Origin of the sequence: Anabaena sp. WA102 (genome assembly GCF_001277295.1) — a bacterium.
Taxonomy (GTDB): Bacteria; Cyanobacteriota; Cyanobacteriia; order Cyanobacteriales; family Nostocaceae; genus Dolichospermum; species Dolichospermum heterosporum.
This window is the reverse complement of sequence record NZ_CP011456.1, coordinates 1630141-1651213: the sequence shown is the minus strand read 5'-3', so window position 1 is coordinate 1651213 and position 21073 is coordinate 1630141. Positions and strand designations below refer to the sequence as shown.

Annotated in this window: 21 protein-coding genes; 14 read left to right on the top strand and 7 right to left on the bottom strand. The window is 38.1% G+C overall.

What is annotated here, in order from left to right:
• Positions 1 to 15: 15 nt before the first annotated feature.
• Positions 16 to 1356, top strand: a complete 1341-nt coding sequence (locus AA650_RS07165) for a TldD/PmbA family protein (protein WP_053538506.1) — start codon at positions 16 to 18, stop codon at positions 1354 to 1356.
• 220 nt (positions 1357 to 1576) lie between these two features.
• Here AA650_RS07165 and AA650_RS07160 read toward each other — a convergent pair whose 3' ends face one another.
• Both AA650_RS07160 and larC read right to left on the bottom strand, forming a co-directional pair.
• A complete protein-coding gene (locus AA650_RS07160; protein WP_053538505.1) occupies positions 1577 to 2509 on the bottom strand; it encodes a lysylphosphatidylglycerol synthase domain-containing protein in 933 nt (310 codons plus the stop codon).
• A 62-nt stretch (positions 2510 to 2571) separates the two neighbouring features.
• A complete protein-coding gene (gene larC / locus AA650_RS07155) occupies positions 2572 to 3858 on the bottom strand; it encodes a nickel pincer cofactor biosynthesis protein LarC (RefSeq protein WP_053538504.1) in 1287 nt (428 codons plus the stop codon).
• Between the two features lie 86 nt (positions 3859 to 3944).
• Between larC and AA650_RS07150 the strand changes: the two genes are divergently transcribed.
• Both AA650_RS07150 and AA650_RS07145 read left to right on the top strand, forming a co-directional pair.
• Complete coding sequence (locus AA650_RS07150) at positions 3945 to 4604, top strand: L-threonylcarbamoyladenylate synthase (protein WP_053538503.1); 660 nt, start codon at positions 3945 to 3947, stop codon at positions 4602 to 4604.
• Positions 4605 to 5011: 407 nt separating this feature from the next.
• Positions 5012 to 6232 carry a HetZ-related protein gene (locus AA650_RS07145; protein WP_039201475.1) on the top strand — a complete coding sequence of 407 codons (1221 nt, stop codon included), beginning with the start codon at positions 5012 to 5014 and terminating at the stop codon, positions 6230 to 6232.
• 361 nt (positions 6233 to 6593) lie between these two features.
• On the opposite strand, the gene AA650_RS07140 is transcribed toward AA650_RS07145, so the two are convergent.
• Positions 6594 to 7430 carry a DNA adenine methylase gene (locus AA650_RS07140; protein WP_053538502.1) on the bottom strand — a complete coding sequence of 279 codons (837 nt, stop codon included), beginning with the start codon at positions 7428 to 7430 and terminating at the stop codon, positions 6594 to 6596.
• Positions 7431 to 7495: 65 nt separating this feature from the next.
• On the opposite strand from AA650_RS07140, the gene AA650_RS26200 reads away from it, so the two are divergent.
• From AA650_RS26200 to AA650_RS07130, 3 genes are all read left to right on the top strand, one after another.
• Positions 7496 to 7702 (top strand): DUF751 family protein, encoded by a 207-nt coding sequence (locus AA650_RS26200; protein ID WP_072033605.1) that lies wholly within the window; start codon positions 7496 to 7498, stop codon positions 7700 to 7702.
• A gap of 126 nt (positions 7703 to 7828) precedes the next feature.
• Positions 7829 to 8227, top strand: a complete 399-nt coding sequence (gene rbfA / locus AA650_RS07135; protein ID WP_039201470.1) for a 30S ribosome-binding factor RbfA — start codon at positions 7829 to 7831, stop codon at positions 8225 to 8227.
• A gap of 504 nt (positions 8228 to 8731) precedes the next feature.
• Positions 8732 to 8974: a DUF4327 family protein gene (locus AA650_RS07130; RefSeq protein ID WP_028091717.1), complete on the top strand. Its 243-nt coding sequence runs from the start codon at positions 8732 to 8734 to the stop codon at positions 8972 to 8974.
• Positions 8975 to 9460: 486 nt separating this feature from the next.
• Here the strand turns inward: AA650_RS07130 and AA650_RS27675 are convergent, their stop codons facing one another.
• On the bottom strand, positions 9461 to 9622 hold the full coding sequence (locus AA650_RS27675; protein ID WP_168634893.1) for a hypothetical protein: 162 nt from the start codon (positions 9620 to 9622) through the stop codon (positions 9461 to 9463).
• Between the two features lie 7 nt (positions 9623 to 9629).
• Positions 9630 to 9716, bottom strand: coding sequence for a cytochrome b6-f complex subunit PetN (gene petN, locus AA650_RS26195; RefSeq protein WP_013189847.1), 87 nt, complete (start codon positions 9714 to 9716; stop codon positions 9630 to 9632).
• A 101-nt stretch (positions 9717 to 9817) separates the two neighbouring features.
• Here petN and AA650_RS07125 point away from each other — a divergent pair, with 101 nt between their 5' ends.
• Positions 9818 to 10258, top strand: a complete 441-nt coding sequence (locus AA650_RS07125) for a hypothetical protein (protein ID WP_053538501.1) — start codon at positions 9818 to 9820, stop codon at positions 10256 to 10258.
• A 220-nt stretch (positions 10259 to 10478) separates the two neighbouring features.
• Here AA650_RS07125 and AA650_RS07120 read toward each other — a convergent pair whose 3' ends face one another.
• Positions 10479 to 10904, bottom strand: coding sequence for a hypothetical protein (locus AA650_RS07120; RefSeq protein WP_053538500.1), 426 nt, complete (start codon positions 10902 to 10904; stop codon positions 10479 to 10481).
• Between the two features lie 61 nt (positions 10905 to 10965).
• Here AA650_RS07120 and AA650_RS07115 point away from each other — a divergent pair, with 61 nt between their 5' ends.
• The 3 genes from AA650_RS07115 (at position 10966) to AA650_RS07105 (ending at position 14234) form a co-directional block, all read left to right on the top strand.
• A complete protein-coding gene (locus tag AA650_RS07115) occupies positions 10966 to 11193 on the top strand; it encodes an ATP-binding protein (protein WP_039201459.1) in 228 nt (75 codons plus the stop codon).
• A 76-nt stretch (positions 11194 to 11269) separates the two neighbouring features.
• Positions 11270 to 13861: a cation-translocating P-type ATPase gene (locus AA650_RS07110; protein ID WP_053538498.1), complete on the top strand. Its 2592-nt coding sequence runs from the start codon at positions 11270 to 11272 to the stop codon at positions 13859 to 13861.
• 91 nt (positions 13862 to 13952) lie between these two features.
• Positions 13953 to 14234: a peptidase gene (locus tag AA650_RS07105; RefSeq protein WP_053541212.1), complete on the top strand. Its 282-nt coding sequence runs from the start codon at positions 13953 to 13955 to the stop codon at positions 14232 to 14234.
• Positions 14235 to 14365: 131 nt separating this feature from the next.
• Here AA650_RS07105 and AA650_RS07100 read toward each other — a convergent pair whose 3' ends face one another.
• Positions 14366 to 15601: a glycosyltransferase gene (locus AA650_RS07100; RefSeq protein ID WP_053538497.1), complete on the bottom strand. Its 1236-nt coding sequence runs from the start codon at positions 15599 to 15601 to the stop codon at positions 14366 to 14368.
• Positions 15602 to 16409: 808 nt separating this feature from the next.
• Here AA650_RS07100 and AA650_RS07095 point away from each other — a divergent pair.
• From AA650_RS07095 to AA650_RS07080, 4 genes are all read left to right on the top strand, one after another.
• Positions 16410 to 17990, top strand: coding sequence for a glycosyltransferase family 39 protein (locus tag AA650_RS07095; RefSeq protein ID WP_053538496.1), 1581 nt, complete (start codon positions 16410 to 16412; stop codon positions 17988 to 17990).
• A 579-nt stretch (positions 17991 to 18569) separates the two neighbouring features.
• Positions 18570 to 19712: a 7,8-didemethyl-8-hydroxy-5-deazariboflavin synthase subunit CofH gene (gene cofH, locus AA650_RS07090; protein ID WP_053538495.1), complete on the top strand. Its 1143-nt coding sequence runs from the start codon at positions 18570 to 18572 to the stop codon at positions 19710 to 19712.
• A gap of 191 nt (positions 19713 to 19903) precedes the next feature.
• Positions 19904 to 20302 carry a photosystem II protein Psb27 gene (psb27, locus tag AA650_RS07085; RefSeq protein WP_027402160.1) on the top strand — a complete coding sequence of 133 codons (399 nt, stop codon included), beginning with the start codon at positions 19904 to 19906 and terminating at the stop codon, positions 20300 to 20302.
• 144 nt (positions 20303 to 20446) lie between these two features.
• Positions 20447 to 21022, top strand: coding sequence for a Uma2 family endonuclease (locus AA650_RS07080; protein ID WP_039204034.1), 576 nt, complete (start codon positions 20447 to 20449; stop codon positions 21020 to 21022).
• Positions 21023 to 21073 lie beyond the last annotated feature (51 nt).

Genomic DNA, 21073 nt, shown 5'->3' with positions numbered 1-21073 from the left:
AAAATTAATTCAATCATGTCTAACATTCAAGAAATCGCAACCTACGCCCAAGAAAATGCCGCCAAACTTGGCATTAAAAAATTCGATATCTACGGTTCTACTGTAGATGATACCAGCGTTCAAGTTGACCAAGGTGAACCCAAACAAGTTAAGGCTTCCAATCGTTCTGGGGTAACAGTTCGGGTTTGGAATGAAGAAAATACAATGGGTGTTACCAGCACTACAGATGTAGATGCTAAAGGATTAGAATTAGCCCTGAAAACTGCTTATGAAGCCAGCTTTTTTGGAGTCAAAGAAAACGTTCCTGATTTTAGTCCAGAAGCCACTATTCCTATCCCTAATAAACATCAAGAAAAAGCCCTCCAATCACCTGTTTCTGAACTTATAGAAAAACTATTAGTAGCAGAAAAAGAATTGTTAGCAATTCATCCGGCTATTACAAGTGTCCCTTATAATGGTTTAGCACAAAGAGATATTGATAGATTTTATCTCAATAGTGAAGGGGCTTTAAGAACTGAATCTCATTCTTTGGCTTCTGTATATTTATACAGCAAAACAGAAGAAGAAGGTAAAAAACCTCGCAGTGCTGGTGCTTATCGAGTTAAGGAAAGTGTCGCTGATTTAGATATTGCTGGTTGTATCAAAGAAACTGCTGAGAAAACTATCAGTCATTTGCATTATGAAAAAATCAAAACTGGTAAATATCAAGTAGTTTTCTCTCCTGAAGCTTTTTTAAGTTTGTTGGGGGCTTTTTCTAATTTATTTAACGCCCAAAGTATTCTGGATAATCAAAGTTTATCGAAAACTGATGATATTGGTAAAGAACTAGCTTCACCTTTACTTTCAGTTTATGATGATGCTTTACACCCTGCTAATATTGGTGCAGAAAGTTTTGATGGTGAGGGTACTCCTACCCGGCAAATTAAGTTAATAGAAAAGGGCATTTTAACTAGCTTTTTGCATAGTGCGGGAACTGCTAAACGGTTAAATGCTCAACCTACAGGTAATGCTAGTATTGGCGCAAAAGTTAGCGTTAGTCCGAATTTTTATCACGTTTTTGCGGCGGGAACTCCTGAGAAAGAATTGAGTCTAGAAACTGCGGAAAATGTGATTTTAATTGATGATTTACAAGCTCTCCATGCGGGTGTTAAGGCTTTACAAGGTTCTTTTTCTTTGCCTTTTGATGGTTGGTTAGTTAACAAAGGTGAGAAAACCAGTATTGAGTCCGCAACGGTAGCTGGGGATTTCTTGGAACTTTTGAAATCAATTGTTTATGTCGAGAAAGAGGTGGAATTAACACCAGGAGGAGTTGCTCCTAGAGTTTGGGTGAGTGAACTTTCTATTACTGGGGATTAATATCTTTTTCACTCTGTGCGTCTGCGGTTTAAAGATATTTTATCGAACCACAGAGGCACAGAGGACACAGAGGACAAGGAGAAAGGTTGTTAAGAGACTTCCAATTAAAAAAATATCCCAAAATTTCTTGTGGTGCGGGACGAAAAGCCCACTAATAATACAAGGACGGGCAAGATGACCATCACACAAGATTGGATAGCGAGGCGCTGCTGCAAGCAGTTCATCTTTTTTGTGGAGTTCTCTTAATTCTTTGATGTAAGGAAGCTATGGCTGCTCCTGTGGTTTCTGCTAAGATACTAATGAGCCGATAAAGTGCGATCGCACTAATCACCAAAGCCGCCGGAAAATGATATTGTAACAGTAACATCGCTGTGGTTTCAAACACGCCCAAGCCACCAGGCGCACCAGGAACAACTAACCCCAATACCCAAGCACAACTAAAAGCTCCCACTAATAAGGGTATTTGCTCCCAATTTACCGAAGTTAACGCCATTATAGTTAATATAAATCCAGCAGCCCTCAACCCTAAAAAAACTAATTCTCCTAATAATGGTTTCACGGGATAGCGTTGAATTATAAAACTATTAATTAACTGATTTTCTTCATCAGGTTTTTTATTTTTCCAACGTTCTAAAAGTTGAATAACTGGATTTAAAAATCGGGGATCAAGTACACCTAAGACAATTATTAAAGCTAAAAATTGGAGAATAATTAAATTATAATTCAGATTATTAACAATAATTTGAGTACCAAATAAAACAATAATAATTAAAGCTGCTGCTAACATTAATAGTGGTTCTAACAAAACACTTAAAGTGGCAATATTCGTAGGGATATTAGCATTTTTAGCCGCCATGATTCGCCCATAATAATGCCAAACATTCCCAGGTAAATATTTAGCAATATTCGTTTTTAAATAAACTTGGATAAACTCAATAGCAGATACAGATTGATTTAACTCCCTGAGTACCCAAGTCCAAATCCAACCTGCCCAAATATGTGCCAATAAAGTTACACTTGTAGCAGTTGCTAATATTAACCATCCGGTAATATTAATCCGAATAGCACTAACTCCTAACCAATTATCTTTTAACGCTTTCAATAAAAAAAACAGCGTTCCACCTAAAATCAACCACCGGATAATTTTCTTCATTTTAAAAGGATTTAGATCCCCGACTTCTTAGAGAAGTCGGGGATCTTGTTTTTGTGTTTTTGTTAATTTTGATTTTGCAAATACCAACTTTCTAACGCCAAACGATGAATTTCTCGCCAAGGAATATTATTTTTTCGTGCTAATTCTGCACAATCTTCATATTCTGGCTGCACATTAGTAATTACCTTTTCTGTAGCTGTTCCTGTCCATGCCACTTTTACCGATATTGTTCCATAAATAGTGTCTACATTTTGCATTTTTCGTTGTAAAATTGCCCGTTTTTGAGTAGTGCGACGAATGCCTAAAGTGCTAGTTTCTCGAAATAAAACTGCTTCACAACTAGCTAAATTTTCAGGATGACAAATCACAGTTAATAAAATTCCAGTTCGTGACTTTTTCATCCCTATCGGTTGAGTAAACACATCCACCGCACCCGCAGCAAATAAAGCCTCAAATACATAACCAAATACTTGAGGATTTAAGTCATCTATTTGAGTGTCTAGGACAGTAATCGTTTCTAAATTTGGGGAATATTCCGCTAAATTAGAGTTATCAGTCTGTAAAGATTCATTTTCACCGTACCAAAGCCGTAGTATATTGGGAATGGGTAAATCTAGAGAACCCGCCCCTAATCCTACCTGTTTGATAGTCATTGGTGGTGGTGAACCAAAGTCTTGAACTAAGGTAGTAGCGATCGCCGCCCCCGTTGGTGTTACCAATTCTCTGTCAATGCCATTGCTATAAACTGGACAACTCCGCATTTCCCACAACTTTAACACCGCTGGTACTGGTACAGCCATTCTTCCATGTGCCGCATTAACAGTACCACCTCCCGTTGGAAATGCAGAACAGTATAGCAAAGGCAAACCCTGGCGATCGCTATCAATACCCAACCAATCCAACCCTAAACAAGTACCAACAATATCCACAATCGCATCCACCGCACCCACTTCATGAAAATGAACTTTTTCCGGTGCGATGCCATGAACAGCCCCCTCTGCAACTGCCAACTGTCGGAAAACAGCTAAACTCCAAGCTTCCGCCCGCACTGGCAAATTCCCCTTAACAATCATCTCCTCTATTTCTGGCAAATGACGGGTGTGGTTGTGATCATGTTCATTGTGAGAATGATGATGGTGATGATGAGAAACCAAATCTACATGAACCTTAATCGCTTGTTGACCTTGACGGTGAACCAATTCCGCGCACAATCGGTATTCTTGCTCAATTCCCAAGCCATTGAGTTGTTCTATCAAATACTCCACAGGCACACCCAGACTAACCAACGCCCCCAAACACATATCACCAGAAACCCCTGTTGGACATTGAAGATAAACAATTTTATTCATAAATTTATTTGTTAATTGTCAGTTGTCAGTCGTCAGTTGTCAGGAAGAAGAAAACTATCACCCATTACCAATCACCAATAATCATTATGGCCAAAATATTCACCATTCATCCTGATAATCCTCAAAGCCGCCGAATAGAGGAAATAAAGTTAGCGCTATTAGGTGGCGCTATCATGCTCTACCCTACAGATACAGTTTATGCAATTGGTTGTGACTTGAATGCCAAGTCGGCGGTGGAAAGAGTGCGGCAAATCAAACAGTTAGCAAATGATAAACCACTGACATTTTTATGTCCCTCACTCTCCAATGTGGCGACTTATGCCTTCGTAAGTGATACAGCCTACCGACTAATGAAGCGGTTAATACCAGGACCCTACACTTTTTTGCTCCCTGCGACCAAATTAGTACCGCGACTAGTACAAAATCCCAAACGCAAAACCACAGGAATTCGAGTGCCAAATCATAACGTTTGCTTGGCATTAATGGAAGCGTTAGGAAACCCAATTATTTCTACTTCGGCTCATGTTAGAGCAAATGACGAAGACCAGGAAATAGTTGAAAATGGAAAACAACCAATGTTGTCACGGGTAGATTTATACGACCATTTGGATAAATTGGTAGATATCATTATCGACACTGCCGAAGAACCTACATATCAAGTGTCTACCATTTTAGATTTGACCGATGAAGAACCAGTTATTATTCGGAGAGGTTTAGGTTGGGAAGCTGTAGCTACTTGGGTTTAAGAATAAAGCTTTATAAGTGCAACCCCTTGTTTTGGACTCCGTTGCGCTAATTATTATGATCACCTGACTCCAATTTTGAAATTGTCATCCTCCCAGGCACTCTTATCCCAGTCATGAAATTATGGCTACGCCACACAGGCTATCGGCCAATCTTAGCATGACTAAGGTTTTGGCAATTTGTCCTCAGAGTGAATATCTATTATGCCATCTTTGATTTAGTTGCTAAAAATAAAGCGACACAATTAACAAGCCCTTAACTTTGGAAATTTCCTACAGTGTTTACATATCAGGAGTCTAGTTGGTGAGTTTTGAGGCATAAATCCCCAAAGATTTTTACTCCTGAGACTGGCCTTAAATACTGTATATGCGTTTGAGTTAAGGTGCAATACCAATTTTATAGAAAAGTCATGAAAGCTAACATCGCCAATCTGCCTAATTCTACATCTGCTTTTGATAGCTATATTTCTCTTGAAGAATTGTCTGTTCCTACCAGCGATACATTAGTACAACTTTTATCCCATGAGATGCAATCTCAAGTTAAATCCGCCACTTCAGGTGTACAAGATGTTGTTGGACGCATAGCCAAAGAAGTAGAACGGATATGTGATAAAAGCTCCCGCATTCAAAACTCAGGACAAATTCAGTCTTGGCAAATTACATTAGGAAGACATCGCTTACAAAAGTGCCTCCGTTACTATCAACTTGGTTCTAAACAAGGACGAGTAGAATTACACAGCAGCTTAGGCGCAATTGTTTATCGTCACGTAACTGTTGCAGGCTCAGATTTAGGATTTGAGGCTCGTTACAATCTGATTGAAGATTTTTTACAAGCTTTTTATATCGAAGCAATTAAAGCTTTCCGTCGAGAAACCGAACTACCTGAAGATTACACCCCCCGTACTCAGTTACAAGTAGCTGAGTATATGGCATTTACAGAACAATATGCCAAACGCCGGATTAATTTACCTGGTGGTGCTAATCAACAACTAATTGTTTTACGCGCTCAAGGTTTTGCCCGTCGTCAACCCCAAGAAACTACTGTAGATATTGAAATGGCAGTGGATTCTGCGAAAACGGAAGAAGCAGAATCTTATCAACGCAATGTGGCAGTGCAGCAAATTCGCTCACAAATGATTGCTAAACCTGGTTTTGACCCTTCTGAAGAGTCGGAACGCAATCGCGTGATTACCGAATTGATGAAATATCTGGAATCTCAAGGACAATCTGATTGTATGAATTACTTGACTCTCAAACTCCAGGATCTTTCTGCACCGGAAATTGACCAAATTCTCGGTTTAACCAGTCGTCAACGGGATTATTTACAACAAAGATTTAAATATCATGTTGAGAAGTTTGCCAAACAGCACCAATGGCAATTAGTTCATCAATGGTTAGGTGCTGGTTTAGAACATAAGTTAGGTTTATCTTCCCAGCAATGGGATATTTTTTGGAATCAACTCACACCACAGCAGCAACAAATTTTTGAACTAAAAACCGCTTGTCAAAGTGATCAACTTATTTCTAAAGCCGTTCAATGTACTCCGAAACAACTGCAAAAACGCTGGACACAAATGTTGGAATTAGCATGGTCTATTCGTAACGGTCATGCTGAAACCAAAAATAATTAAATTCCATCTGGTCGGTTGGGTTGACGCAAGTAAACCCAACATTTTCATGGAAATGTTAAGTAGGTTGGCGTTAAAAATTGTTGTTATAAGTAATGGACAAAAATATTTACAGTCATTGCGAGCGAAGGGAAGCAATCACGACCCTTGCAATTGTTTCATTTCACTTCGTTCCATCTGGCTAACCCCACGCAACGCTTACGCAATGACATTGTGTAATTAATTCTGTCTCACTACTTAGTAAGGCAAGAGTAAAGAAGTTTTCAGCGATTTTACATCTCTTTACACAGTTTTGTTTTATTGTGTTAACTTACTTAGATGTTATAATGTTGGGTTTCACTTCGTTCTACCCAACCTACGATTTCTACAATTTTCTATAAGAAGTTACTAATACTTCAGTTATTTTCCCTCGCTTCTGGGCATTAGAATTAATTGACCTTGCTGCTGATATGGTGTGAACATTAAAATCACTATAAAGGTCACGAATCAATGGACAATCAGAATTAGATAACATAACTTTTACACCTTTATCAGCTAATTCAATAAAAATATCTCTGAGTTTTATTTGTTGATTCTCGTCGAAACAGAAATTACTATAAGCTGTAAAATTGCTAGTTTTATTTAGAGGATAATAGGGAGGATCAAAATAAACAAAGTCATTAGTACCAGTTGCATAATTCAACACTTCTGCAAAATTTGCTTGTTTGATTTCTACTTTCTGGAGTGCTAACGATGCGACTCGCAAAACTTCTTCTTGACAAATACCAGGATTTTTATATTTACCTACAGGGACATTAAATTTTCCTTGAGAATTAACCCGGTACAGCCCATTAAAACAAGTCTTATTCAGATAAATAAACCGAGCCGCTTTTGTTAAATCTGTCCCATTATGATAATTTCTGACATCATAGTAATACTCTGAATTATGTCTTTGCTGATGTGCTTGCAGTAAAGTTATTAATTCTTCAAGATTGTCTCTAACGCACCGATAAGTAATAACTAAATCTGCATTAATATCAGTTAAAACTGCATGAGATGGTTGCAAATGGAAAAAAACTGCTCCACCCCCTAAAAATGGTTCATAGTAGGTCTGGTAATGCTGGGGAAAATGGTCTTTATATTGCGAAATCAATCTAGTTTTACCCCCAGCCCACTTTAAAAATGGTCGTGGGTAAGTTTGTTTAGGGATTTGACTTACCATCTACTTACGATTAAACTAAAAACTAACTAATCAATAAAGTCTATAATAAGGCAGTCTAAATTCAAATGTTTGATGGATTTTGGGATAACGTCTTTCGCTACCCTCGGTATTTAGTTAGTATCGTCTTGGGTATTTTTCTAAACACCCTTGAGCCGCTGTTTCCATTATTAAAACGTCCTGTGACGCTGATGGCTATTTTAGGTTTGTTTACTGGTGGTCTTTTTTTCGTAACGCTTACCGTGCGGGCCATGCTGGGATTGAGTTCAATGTAAACCAAAAGCCAGGAAAGGGTTGAGTTTATTGGACTGTTGGTGTTGATTTTATCACGTCAAGCACCGTCCACTTTCATTTACGTTTAGAATCATGTTATTAAACCTCTGTGAGAAGGCGGAATTTATATGGCTACAAATCGCCGCGTTTCCCGCGTTGCTGAATTAATTAAACGGGAAGTTAGCCAAATGCTACTCAACGGTATTAAGGATGACCGTGTGGGTACGGGAATGGTCAGTGTTACCGATGTGGATGTTTCTGGGGATCTACAACACGCTACCATCTTTGTGAGTATTTATGGAACGGAGGAAGCGAAAACGGAAACAATGGCTGGTTTAAAGTCAGCTACGGGTTACGTTCGCAGTGAATTGGGGGCTAGAGTCAGATTAAGACGGACTCCAGAAGTGATCTTTGTGGAAGATCGTTCTATAGAACGAGGTACTAAGGTGCTGAGTTTATTAAACCAACTGGAGCAACAACGAGCATCAGCAAGTGTGGATGAGGTAGTAGAAGAGATGGCTGAATGATTTATTAATGCAAAGTTAACCAAAATATAAATAAATCTGGAACTTGTTGCTAGTTAAAGCACTCTAGGTGGGGATAATAGGCAATGCCTTGATTCCCTATTTTTAGAGAGTTATGGGTATTGCAAATCTTGTGTCTTAGGATAGAGGTCAAAAATCATAGACTTATATATGCTAATAAAGTTAACGCTAAAGCAAATCTAGTATGATTTTAATAATTTTAATACAAGTTAATGTTAAAAATGTAAATATCTAGGTTTGATTAGTAAACTTAACTGCTGTTATCTTAGGAATATCAAGTTGAAATACCATGAATGTCATCCTTTGTTGACAAACTTAACATTTCTTTAGATAATTTGGAGGTGTATAGCGTCAAAATGATAATAGTTCCGTATAGCAAACTACAAAACCCTGGACACAGGTTTAATTATTGCCATGTTTGTTCCTCGTGCATAACGGGAACGCTATCTAAATGTATTTTTGATGTAATTTTGTGAGAAAAAAACCATGACTGTGAATACGGTGCCTTCTATCAATTACAATTACTACTCTCTGAATGTTATTCAGGACGAAGCACGCCGACTGGTGGAAAGGGGAATGGTTGGTCGTCAACAGCCAATATATACACTTTGCCAGTTTATCCCGGCTAGAGAGTGGGTTTGTGTAGAATGTGAATTGGAGAAATGTGATTTTTTACTGCGCGATCGCATCGGTGATTTAATCGGACGTGAAGAGTGGGATAACGACTAATAATTTTGTTTTTTTAATAAACTACTGTTATTTTTGATTGTACTTGTTTGTAGTTTCTGGCTATAAACAGGTATATTTTTTTCTATATTTCTTGAATTTCATTTCACGCAGAGACGCAGAGACGCAAAGAAATAATGATATAAAGTTGGGTAAGATCTTCGGTAAAACTGCGATCACCTGAGTTCGACATAAGATAATTTTTGGAAAACTGCCCCAAATATGAGTCTCAAACCCTTATGATCTCGTTGAAAAAATCATAACTCTGTTCGCGTAGCGTCTCCGAAGGAGAAACTCCGAACTCCTAACACCGAACTCAGGTGCGATCGCTTATTTTGGTTGATCACGCCGAAACCCATTGTCTATCTACATTCTCATAGATAAATTCCCTTGTATATAAGTATAATTTATGTAGGGATAGAAATAGTTATTATCCCTACATAAACACTGTTTAACGCAAAATACAGCTATATATATGCTGCAATAGAATCATTTTCGCTTGCTAGTGCTACGTCGGGCTTCGCGGGTTTCGTCTTCGAGACGACGGCGATCGCGCCAATCTGATAATGTTAGATAAACAACACCACCAGTAACTCCTACTAGCAGCAGCACCCCAAATAAGGCTAAAATACCCAAAAATGGACTTTCCACGATGCCTCTATAGTCCGTTGCGTCCCCAAACTACCATAGAAATAGACCAAGTAAACACAACTAACAGCGATACCCAACCCAGTGTCAAAATCATAGTTCTACTTTTCAAATAATTACAAAACGGCTCTAATATCCATCATACTGGGAAAATGCAGTGGATTCATTAACTAGATTGATAGGAGAGTTAGAAAAATTATGGAATTAATGGCAGAACGGCTAGAATCCCTGAAAGCGGGAGTAATTGGTAGCATATCTTTAGGTTTAGCTTTTCTTAGTACCAGCTTTATTAATGTTTTGTGGCTAGATAAGTATTTTCCAATAGTTACTTATGATAAAATTGATATAGTAAATTTACAGATGTTATTAAATGGTGTCATAGCCGGGTTTTCTGGTTTTCTATTTGGTGTCACCTATCGTTATATTATCCGTGTAGATGCCAATCCTCACCTCAAAACTGGTGGAGTTTGGGCTTTTGGTTTAGTGCGGGGTTTAACTCAAATAGAAGTTGGTTGGGATATAAATAATCCGGTTTTGCCTTTTTTAATCTTAGCAGGAGAAAGTATATTGTGGTTTTCTCTGGCTGCTTTTGCTCTGGATACTGCTATTTTATGGAAATGGTTGAAACCTTTTTCATGAATTTTATTGTCAGAATCAGGATATCCAGGATAGCAGGATGAACAGGATGAAAATAGGTATTTTATCACCTATTACCAGCCTCAATTAGATGACTGATGTATCGTTCATGGACAGATCCCCGACTTCTTTTATTGATTGTGTATATAAATCATAAATTGATCACAGAAGTCGGGGATCTTTGTTGTCAGATTTTAGATATTGTCAAACTCACAATATTTTATTAAGACTTGGGAATAGTATTAATAGTTTTTTCCAATGACTTTAAGGATGCTAATAATTTGTCTTTTTGGGGTTTAGCAGCTTTGAGTTCTCCTGAAATTTCATCCATACTTTTTTCTACAGCGTCATAATTATTACGGGATTTAGCTTTGATGCCATCTTCTACTTCTTTCCAAGCATCTTCAAACTTGTCAAATTCTTTTTTAGCTTGGACAAAATTGCCAGATGTAACTGCGGTTTTTGTTTTGGAGACTACGGCGAATAAACCTGCATTACTTACTGTGGATTTTTGTCCTGGGACTTTTTTTGTAGAATTGGAAGTTGCTGCTGGGGTAGTTTCGGTAGCAGATTGTTCGGGCTTGTTACAACCTACTAAAGCCAGTAAGCTGATACTTGCAATAATTAACATTGGTTTGAAATTCTTCATGGTCAACTCCTAATGGATATTTTTATTTGTGCCGTTAATATTTCCTATGATAAAACAGCAAATGTCAAGAACTCGGAAAGTGCAACTTGACAATTTGCTGGGAAATACGTTGCAATATCCATCTAATGATGGTCTGGTCAGGATAAAAATCGTTAAATGGGATGATTTTGTAGTTATGGAAGTGGCGGATACTGGTATTGGTGTCGCCTCTAATAGCGCAGCTTGGTCATCAGCCTATGAGTGGGAACGCTCTGCTCAGAATAACAGTTTTAAGAGATTTTTAAGATAAATTTTGGGGATTTTTTGGCGATCGCTATATATATGTAGTTTACACGATATGTAACCACTCAAACAAAACTTTTATCATGACTCATAAAATCGAACTCCAATCTATTACGGGGCTATCTGTGTCAGTAGCAAGCGATCGCCTCCAACAAGAAGGATATAATGAGCTACCATCTACCCAACATCGTCAAATCTGGGAAATTGCCCTAGAAATCTTCCAAGAGCCGATTTTTCTTCTGTTATTAGGATGTGGTATCATTTACCTGTTTTTGGGTGATGCCCAGGAAGCTTTAATTTTACTAGGGTTCATCTTTTTCATTGTTGGCATCAACTTATACCAGGAACAAAAAACAGAAAAATCTCTTGAAGCATTACGGGATCTTTCTAGTCCACGCGCATTAGTTATTCGTGATGGCAAACGTCAACGAATTGCTGGACGGGAAGTAGTTCGAGAAGATGTGATTGTTTTGTCAGAGGGTGATAGAGTTCCTGCTGATGCTGTGGTGATGTGGTCTACCCATTTGAGTCTTGATGAGTCTTTGTTAACTGGGGAATCTTTACCCGTTCGCAAGCAGGATACTACCGATTTAGAAAACACAATGAGAACCGCCACACAGCATCGTCCTGGTGGTGAAGATCTACCTTTTGTCTATTCGGGAACGTTAGTAGTTCAAGGTCAGGGAATTGCCCAAGTCTATGCCACAGGTATGCAGACGGAAATGGGTAAAATTGGTAAAGCCTTGCAAACTGTCGAATCCGAAGACACGGTTTTGCAACGGGAAACTCGAAAAATTGTCAGTAAATTGACCTTTGTAGCGATCGCTATTTGTGTAGCTGTAATCGTTATTTACGGTGCAACAAGGAACGATTGGCTACAAGGAATTTTAGCAGGTTTGGCGCTGGCGATGGCAATTTTGCCCAATGAAATTCCTGTGGTCTTGGCAATTTTCCTGGCTTTGGGGGCTTGGAGATTTTCCCAGGCTAGGGTTTTAACTCGGCGTGTTCCTGTAGTAGAAACACTGGGTTCTGCGACTGTTCTTTGTGTAGATAAAACTGGAACACTGACTTTTAACCGGATGTCAGTTCAGCAATTATTTGTGTATCAGCCGACAACATTAACATCGCAATTTTACGATGTTGCCCTCCATGAACGGGAAGCCCTGCCGGAAACTTTTCATGAATTAATCGAATTTGGGATTTTAGCCAGTCGCAAAGACCCTTTCGACCCCATGGAAAAAGCCCTCAAACAAGTGGGTGATGATTATTTAGCTAGAACAGAACATTTACATCAAGATTGGGAAATCCTGCGAGAATATCCCCTTACAGGTGAATTATTAGCCATGTCTTGTGTGTGGCAATCTCCAGAAGATAAATTAGTAGTTGCTACCAAAGGAGCGCCGGAAGCGATCGCTGATCTTTGTCATTTTAACACCCAACAAAGGCAAGATTTGGAACAGCAGATTAATAAAATGGCGATCGCTGGTTTGCGTGTTTTGGGTGTAGCCAAAGTTATTGGGCAACATCAAAAAAACAAAACCCTCAAATCTCTTCCTGAAGCCCAGCATGACTTTGAATTTGCCTTTTTGGGACTGCTAGGTATGGCTGACCCCGTGCGTCCAACTGTCGCCCCAGCCATTGCCGAGTGTTACACCGCTGGTATCCGGGTAGTGATGATTACAGGGGATTATCCCGCCACAGCCCAAAATATTGCCCGCCAAATCGGTCTAAAACCTGCCACAGAAGTAATTACTGGTGCAGAACTGGAAACAATCCCAGAAGGGGAGTTACTATCTCGCATTCAAACTGTGAATATTTTTGCGCGGGTTGTTCCCGAACAAAAATTACTAATTGTGAATGCCCTCAAACGCTGCGGTGAAATCGTGGCTATGACTGGAGATGGTGTGAATGATGCCCCAGCTTTGAAAGCTGCAAATATCGGTATTGCTATGGGTGAAAGGGGAACAGATGTCGCCCGTGAATCTGCGGATTTAGTTTTGCTAGATGATGATTTTTCTGCCATTGTCCAATCTGTGAGGCTAGGACGGCGAGTATTTGATAACCTGAAAAAAGGTATGGCTTATACTTTGGCGGTGCATATCCCCATTGCGGGAATGTCCTTGATTCCGGTAATATTTCATTGGCCGCTGGTATTATTGCCTATCCACATTGCTTTTCTGCATTTAATTATTGACCCTGCCTGTACTGTAGTATTTGAGGCTGAACCAGAAGAAAGCAATATCATGAACCGTCCACCCCGTAATCCCAGAGAGTCCTTATTCAGTCGTCGAACTTTGAGGTTAGCACTGCTGCAAGGGATAAGTGTGCTAGTGGTGTTACTGCTTGTATTTGCTGTGGCTTTTTATTCTGGACATGGGGAATTTGATGCCCGTGCTTTGGCTTTTACTACCCTAATTGTCTCAAATTTGAGTATGATTTTGAGTAATCGTTCTTGGTCGCGGACTATTCCCGAAATGTTACGCACTCCTAATGCGGCACTTTGGTGGGTGTTGGCTGGTGCTGTGGTGTTTATGGGTTTGGTGCTTTATGTTCCTGTGTTACGTCATTTATTCCGGTTCTCTGTTCTTCATTTTGATGATTTATTAGTTAGTCTCACTTCTGGAGTATTGAGTATTTTGTGGTTTGAAGGATTGAAGGTTTGGGGACGCAGATAATAATATGTCTCACGCAAAGGCGCAAAGGCGCAAAGGTAACATCCGCGTTTATCTGCGTTCATCTGCGTTTAAAAATCTTTGGAGGGTTACTGTGAAAAAAGCATTTCGTAAATATCATCGTGTTATTGGCATTATTGTTTGTGTCCCACTTTTATTAACTGTTTTAACGGGAATGTTAGCAACTATTATTGGGGAATGGTCTGTGAATATTGGACTTTCTTCTAGATTAATGTTGAAAATTCATACTGGGGAAATTTTTCATTTACAGGGAATTTATCCGATTTTGAATGGTTTCGGATTAATCGGTTTATTGGTGACGGGTATGAGTATGTCGGGTTTGTTCAATCAGAAGAAAAAACCTAATCATAATTAAACGCAGATGAACGCGGATAAACGCAGATGAATGGATTTCAAGGATTCAGAATAGAAAATCTTTTCTTCTTTTTCTTCTTTTTCTTCTTTTTCTTCTTTTTCTCCTGACTCCTGACTCCTGACTCCCAAAAATTATTTGACTTCTGTGACTCGCCAGCTTAGTTTTAGGTTAACCCAGAAGTTCCAAATTGTGGCTACTGCGATCGCTATTAATTTAGCTATATACTGGTTCATACCTAAGCTATTGAATAGGAAATTGACTACTAATGTTTGGATGATTATCCCTGCTAAACAGACCATATTGAATTTCAGGAATCTTTTGAAACGCTGGCGCTTTCCTGTCTGTTTCCGGGAAATATCCCCAAATGTCCACAAATCATTCCAGAGGAAATTATTGAGAATTGCTACTTCGGCAGATAAGATTGTACTGCGAGTTAAACCCAAATTAATTACGGTACGCATAATGTGAAATATGGTTAAATCTACAAATACGCCACTAAATCCTACTGCACCAAATCTGAGAAATCGTCCCATAGGAAAGTTAACTTTTTGACGAATTTTTCCTATTTTTCCAGTAGATAACCGTAATCTGATTAAGTGTTGAATATAGTCTACGTATTGTTTCCACGTCACTTTGCTTTCTCCTTCTGTGCGTTCGCGGAATACATAACCGGCTTCAGCAATTTCTCCTACCTGTCCCCGACCAATGACTTCTAAAAGAATTTTATACCCTATAGGATTAAGTGTGGTATTAGCGATCGCACTTCGTCGTACTATGAAATAACCACTCATTGGGTCACTAACTCTACCTAAAACTCCCGGTAAAATCACCAATCCTAGCACTTGCGCTCCACGGGATAAAAAGCGTCTAATTACACTCCAACTACTCACACCACCACCGTCTATATGACGACTAGCTAATGCTAAATCAGCCCCCGCTTCTATTTTCTGCAACAGTTGTGTTAATACTTCTGGAGGATGCTGCAAATCGCCATCAATTACGCCCAATACACGCCCTCTAGCCGCTTGCCAGCCACGTATTACTGCTGAAGAAAGTCCTCTCTCTTCTTGACGACGCATGACCCGTAATTGGGGATAATCTGGAATCAGAGATTGTGCTATTTCCCAAGTTCGGTCAGGGCTATCATCATCTACTATAATGAGTTCATAATTACCAGGAATAGCTTTATCCAATAACCCACTTAATATATTGACTACATTTTCGATATTGTCACGCTCTTGATACGTGGGAATTACTAAAGATAGGAAAATGGCATTGTTTTCGGCTGTTTCTTTGGGTGTAAATTCAGCAATCATCAATGTACCAATAGGAACTGCTAATAAAGAATTAGATGAGTTGATGGTCATAAAATCAGTAGTAAATTTTAACTTTCTAAATCGCCTATAAAGGTTAACTCTTCATAGAGTACAATACTTTTGGCATATAGAAACAATGGATAAATTTTAATATTAAATATTATTCTTTTTCCCTCTCCTTATTACGATACAAGGGGTAAAGCAAAAGCTTAATGGTGTCAACTTAATCTCAAATCCCTACCACATCTTGTTCCTAGTCTCTGACTAGGAATACAGTTGATGAGGCTCTGCCTCTAATATTATTGAAGGCAGAGCCTTCTAGAATGCATTTCCAGTCAGAGACTGGAAGATGAATTGAGTTTTTTGCGGGATAGATGTTTTACGTTAAGTTGACACCAATGGGACTGCTCATTGGTGTCAACTTAAGCTCAAATCCCTACCACATCTCGTTCCTAGTCTCTGACTAGGAATGTAGTTGATGAGGCTCTGCCTCTAATATTATTGAAGGCAGAGCCTTCTAGAATTTATTCCCAGCCAGAGACTGGGAATGAGATGACTTGGGTTCTTTGTCATTTGGCAAAAGTCCATGTCCCAACCGTCTTGAGTATAAAAATAGTCATGGTTTGTGAAAGATAAAGTCATTCCAGATCAAAATGTGAAATAACTGTTCACACTCTCACACTCCCCCCCTATCCTTAACGAGAGGTCAAGGGTTTCGATAATTTTAGAGGGGGGAGTGAATAACTACAATGTGAAAACATTTATGTTGCATATAATCTTGATAAAGATATAATGGTATGTTATTGACGTTCACACAAAAACTAGTTCTCTGAAAAATTTATAATAATTTTATTTGAATATGAATTTATATTTAAAGAAAATTCTAGCTTCACAAATTAACTATTGGTTAAGTATTGGATTACTATCAATAATAACATTGTTATTGATTTTTTACCCTATTTACCGCATAAGTTTCTCAGGAATTTTTATAAATTATAATGAGGCTTGGAATGCATACCATCTGACTAGAGTAAATTCAGGAGAATTACTTTATAACTTGCAACAACAATGGACTCCAGTTAACTATCCTCCATTTTCTTTCTATATTGTCAGCGGTTTTAGTAAATTAATCCATAATCCTATTTTGGCAGGAAGATATTTATCGTTATTATCTTTGTTATTAATAATAACAATGGTAGTTTTTATAGTTAATATTTTAATTAAAAACCTTCATTATGCCGTTTTATCGGGAATATTTTGCCTAAGTTTATTCACGACAATGGCTCAAGTTTATATAGGCATGAATGACCCTCAACTATTAGGGCATTTACCAATTATATTAGCGTTATTAATTTATTTACGACCTATTAAAATAAAATATCATTTATTGATAGTGGCAGCACTAATGGCAGTGGGTATTTTTATAAAACACAATTTAATTGCCTTACCATTGGCTATAACTATCGAACTTTTTTTGATTTCACGTCCAGATTTTTTCAAATGGCTGATTTACTTAGGCTTGATTACAAGCGGTTTTATTTTAATTAGTATCAATATATCTGGTAGCAATTTTATTCATGAAGTAATGCTTACTGGTAGCCGTGTATATAGTATTCCACAGATTGTAAATAGTGTAGATTTGCTATTAACCAAGTTATTTATTCCGTTTATTCTAGCAATTATCGGTATAACTTATGCTGCCAGACATTTAAAACTAAGAATTACTGCTCTATATTTAGTTATATCTATTAGTACAGGCATATATTTTTCTGGAGGGTTAGGGACTAATATTAATATCTATTTCGATACATTTATTAGTCTTTCTATATTGCTAGGTGTAATTCTTTCTTATCTAGATTCCAAAAGTAAATTGGCAAAAATTTTCCCCCTAGTTATTAGCTTGAGTATCCTAATATCTACACGGATAATGATTATAGATAGTATTCACCAAATTATCCATTTACCTGATCTGGCAAAAGAAGAACAGATGAATCGTGTAGATGCCTCTTTTTTGGCACAGCAAGATGGTTCTGTATTGTGTATACATAATAGCATCTTCATCTGCTATCTTTCTGGCAAGTCCTTTGAATATGATTCATTTAATGGAGGACAAATGATAGCAACTGGAAAAAATAATAAAAATAGCTTTTTAGAAAAAATAAACACAGGATACTTTAGGACAATTCTTCTGGATAATGACTATTTGAATCTAGGGTTAAATGAGAATAATTTAAATATTGAAAAATCACCAATTCAGAAAATTCATATAATGTTTGTAAAATATATCACTGATGGGTTAGAAAAGAAATTCGGTAAACATTCATCTGTTCAATTCAAATCTTTGGATCTCTTGAGAATAAATATTCTACAAGCTATCAATGAACATTATACTATCAGCTATAAAAGTATAAATGGGACTTTTTATACATACAAAAAATAAGCAATATTACTTAACAACCCCGATTCTAGTTTACCAAAAATTGTGTTGTCAAAAAAGTATTTAAAAAACTTAATGGATTATAATTGTATAAGACTCCCATTTGATTTTTGTTGGCGCAGTCTGTGCTTTGTGCTTACAAAACTCAATACGCCTTAATATTAACCAGCGGAGAAAAATTTCGTCTGTGTAAGTAATTGGACAAAAATATTTACAGTCATTGCGAGCGAAGGGAAGCAATCGCCAGGGTTGTGATTGCTTAATTTCACTTCGTTCCATATGGCTAACGCCACGCAGTGCTTACGCAATAACATTGTGTAATTAATTCTGTCTCACTACTTAGTCTCGATTTATAATCTCTTAACAAAGATTCTCTAGAACAATGGTGTTTATCAGTTAAATAACATTTAAAAGTTACAAATTTCAATTTATTATGAAATTAAACGAGTTGTTTAAGTAGGTGAACACAATAAAACCAAACTGTGTCAAGAAACATAAAATCGCTGAAAACTTCTTTACTCTTGCCTCTTGCCTTGCCATAACAACAATTTTCAACGCCAACCTACTTATATTTAATCACCTGTGACTACTATAACTTTTGAGTCTATTCTGCAATCGGCTTTGGCAGAGGATAATATATCCCCTAATGATGGAGTATTTTTACTAAAACAAACTGACCCACAGGCGATCGCTCAAATTCAGTCTACAGCAAATCAACTTCGTCAGAAACAAGTTGGTAATACTGTTACTTACATAATTAATCGTAATATTAATTTTACTAACATTTGTGAGCAACATTGCAGTTTTTGTGCATTTCGCCGGGATGATGGTGATGCGGATGCTTATTGGTTAAGTTCGGCGCAGATTTTAGAAAAAGCTACAGATGCAGTGCGTCGAGGAGCAACGGAAATATGTATGCAAGGGGGATTACACCCACAAGCGCAAATTAATGGTAAGTCTTTACCCTATTATCTCAAACTGGTAAAAACCATTAAGGACGAATTTCCTCACTTACATTTACACGCTTTTTCGCCCCAAGAAGTCCAATTTATCGCCAGATTAGATGGAATTTCTTATACTGATGTGATTAAGGCTTTGCGAGATGCTGGTGTCGGTTCTATGCCCGGAACAGCCGCAGAAGTGCTAGATGATGAAGTCAGACGGGTACTGTGTCCAGAAAAAATTGATACAGCCACTTGGCTAGAAATTGTCAGTACAGCCCATCAATTAGGTGTACCCACTACGAGTACCATATTGTCTGGACATATTGAAACCCCAGAACAGCAAATTGTCCATTTAGAAAAATTGCGATCGCTCCAACAAACAGCCATAGAAAAAGGCTATCCTGCAAGAATTACCGAATTTATTGTCTTACCCTTCGTTGGTCAAGAAGCCCCCAAATCCCTACGCAAAAAGGTAGGAAGAGACCAACCAGTTCTCGCTGATTCCCTATTACTAACCGCTGTAGCCAGAATTTATCTGGGAAATTACATCCCCAATCACCAACCAAGCTGGGTAAAGCTGGGACTAGATGGTGCTACATCAGCCTTAAATTGGGGTTGTAATGATATAGGTGGCACATTAATGGAAGAACACATTACCACAATGGCTGGGGCTGTGGGTGGTACTTGCATGGAAGTAGAAACTTTACAAAATGCAATAACTTCTTTGAAAAGACCCTATCAACAACGGGATACTTTATATCGGCTAATGGGTAATGGGTAATTATCTCGTTCCCAGTCTCTGACTGGGAATGCAATCATAGAGGCTCTGCCTCATAGTATTATTGAAAAGGCAGAGCCTTATAGAATTTATTCCCATACAGAGTATGGGAACGAGACAACTGACCTATTCCCCATATACCGATTCAAGATAGGATGGATTTTGATTTACTTGTTCTTTTTTACTTAATGCTTATGAAAAGCTATTGGTCGCGTTTGCTTTCTCTAGTTTTAGTTTTAGTTATCGGTTTAGTTGGCTGTGCTGGTAGTCCAGATAGTTTAACCGGGGATTATCGTCAAGATACCTTAACTGTAGTCAATACGTTGAGACAAACCCTAGAATTACCTCAAGATTCCCCAAATAAAGCCGAACTTGAAGCAGAAGCCCGTCAAAAAATCAATGACTTTTCGGCTCGCTACCAACGGAATACTTCTGTTTTGGCTCTTAACTCTTTTACCACCATGCGAACAGCCCTCAATTCCCTTGCAGGACATTACAGTTCTTATCCTAATCGTCCCGTTCCTGAAAAACTGAAAAAACGTCTGGATGCTGAATTCAAGCAAGTAGAAGCATCCCTAAGACGTGGTGCTTAATGTATGTCTCAAGGATAGTTTCTTGATACAGCATCATTCAGGGCGGGGCTTCCCCGCCCAGGTTTCCCCAACCCGATTCTCACCTAAAAATCCCCAAATTTAGTTATCATAAAAGGCGGGAAGATTAATCCCTACAAACTAACTATGACTCAACTAAAAAATCAGCTTACTGTCGAAGAATTTCTCGCACTTCCCGAAAATGATACTACTTATGAGTTGGTTGACGGGGAAGCTGTACCTAAATATAAAAATGAGCAAATGTCTCCTAAATTCTTTCATGGCTCAACCACAGGAGCATTATTTATACTATTATCTACATGGGCGCAAGATCAAGGTCGTGTTGTTGTGGAATGGGGAATCAAATTAACCAAAAATCAAACAAGTTGGATACCCGTTCCTGATTTAACTTATGTTTCCTATCACCGTCTTGCTGCTGACTGGCTTGAAGATGAGGCTTGTCCTGTTATCCCAGAATTAGTCATCGAAATTATTTCTCCTGGTCAAACTTTTGGAGACATGATTGATAAAGCTACTTATTATCTACAAGCGGGGATTCTATTAGTTTGGATAGTAGATACAATCTCTCAAACTATTACTGTCTTTACAGTATCTTCTCTGCCTGTGACTTTTCGAGAAAATCAAATGATTAGTCATGAAATATTACCAGGATTAGAAATCACTCCTCATACTATCTTTCAACGGGCTGGTTTAATTCGTTAGTTGAAAGACATAGCAGAAGTCAGGAGTAAAACTGGCTTGCTATCTGGCTTT

Coding starts and splice junctions, on each gene's coding strand:
- AA650_RS07110 (WP_053538498.1), top strand. CDS start 11,270: ATGACTCATAAAATCGAACTCCAATCTATTACGGGGCTATCTGTGTCA.
- AA650_RS07130 (WP_028091717.1), top strand. CDS start 8,732: ATGACTGTGAATACGGTGCCTTCTATCAATTACAATTACTACTCTCTG.
- petN (WP_013189847.1), bottom strand. CDS start 9,716: ATGATTTTGACACTGGGTTGGGTATCGCTGTTAGTTGTGTTTACTTGG.
- AA650_RS07165 (WP_053538506.1), top strand. CDS start 16: ATGTCTAACATTCAAGAAATCGCAACCTACGCCCAAGAAAATGCCGCC.
- AA650_RS07080 (WP_039204034.1), top strand. CDS start 20,447: ATGACTCAACTAAAAAATCAGCTTACTGTCGAAGAATTTCTCGCACTT.
- AA650_RS07125 (WP_053538501.1), top strand. CDS start 9,818: ATGGAATTAATGGCAGAACGGCTAGAATCCCTGAAAGCGGGAGTAATT.
- AA650_RS07145 (WP_039201475.1), top strand. CDS start 5,012: ATGAAAGCTAACATCGCCAATCTGCCTAATTCTACATCTGCTTTTGAT.
- AA650_RS07150 (WP_053538503.1), top strand. CDS start 3,945: ATGGCCAAAATATTCACCATTCATCCTGATAATCCTCAAAGCCGCCGA.
- AA650_RS07095 (WP_053538496.1), top strand. CDS start 16,410: ATGAATTTATATTTAAAGAAAATTCTAGCTTCACAAATTAACTATTGG.
- AA650_RS07100 (WP_053538497.1), bottom strand. CDS start 15,601: ATGACCATCAACTCATCTAATTCTTTATTAGCAGTTCCTATTGGTACA.
- AA650_RS07120 (WP_053538500.1), bottom strand. CDS start 10,904: ATGAAGAATTTCAAACCAATGTTAATTATTGCAAGTATCAGCTTACTG.
- AA650_RS26200 (WP_072033605.1), top strand. CDS start 7,496: ATGTTTGATGGATTTTGGGATAACGTCTTTCGCTACCCTCGGTATTTA.
- AA650_RS07160 (WP_053538505.1), bottom strand. CDS start 2,509: ATGAAGAAAATTATCCGGTGGTTGATTTTAGGTGGAACGCTGTTTTTT.
- psb27 (WP_027402160.1), top strand. CDS start 19,904: ATGAAAAGCTATTGGTCGCGTTTGCTTTCTCTAGTTTTAGTTTTAGTT.
- rbfA (WP_039201470.1), top strand. CDS start 7,829: ATGGCTACAAATCGCCGCGTTTCCCGCGTTGCTGAATTAATTAAACGG.
- AA650_RS07115 (WP_039201459.1), top strand. CDS start 10,966: ATGTCAAGAACTCGGAAAGTGCAACTTGACAATTTGCTGGGAAATACG.
- AA650_RS07140 (WP_053538502.1), bottom strand. CDS start 7,430: ATGGTAAGTCAAATCCCTAAACAAACTTACCCACGACCATTTTTAAAG.
- larC (WP_053538504.1), bottom strand. CDS start 3,858: ATGAATAAAATTGTTTATCTTCAATGTCCAACAGGGGTTTCTGGTGAT.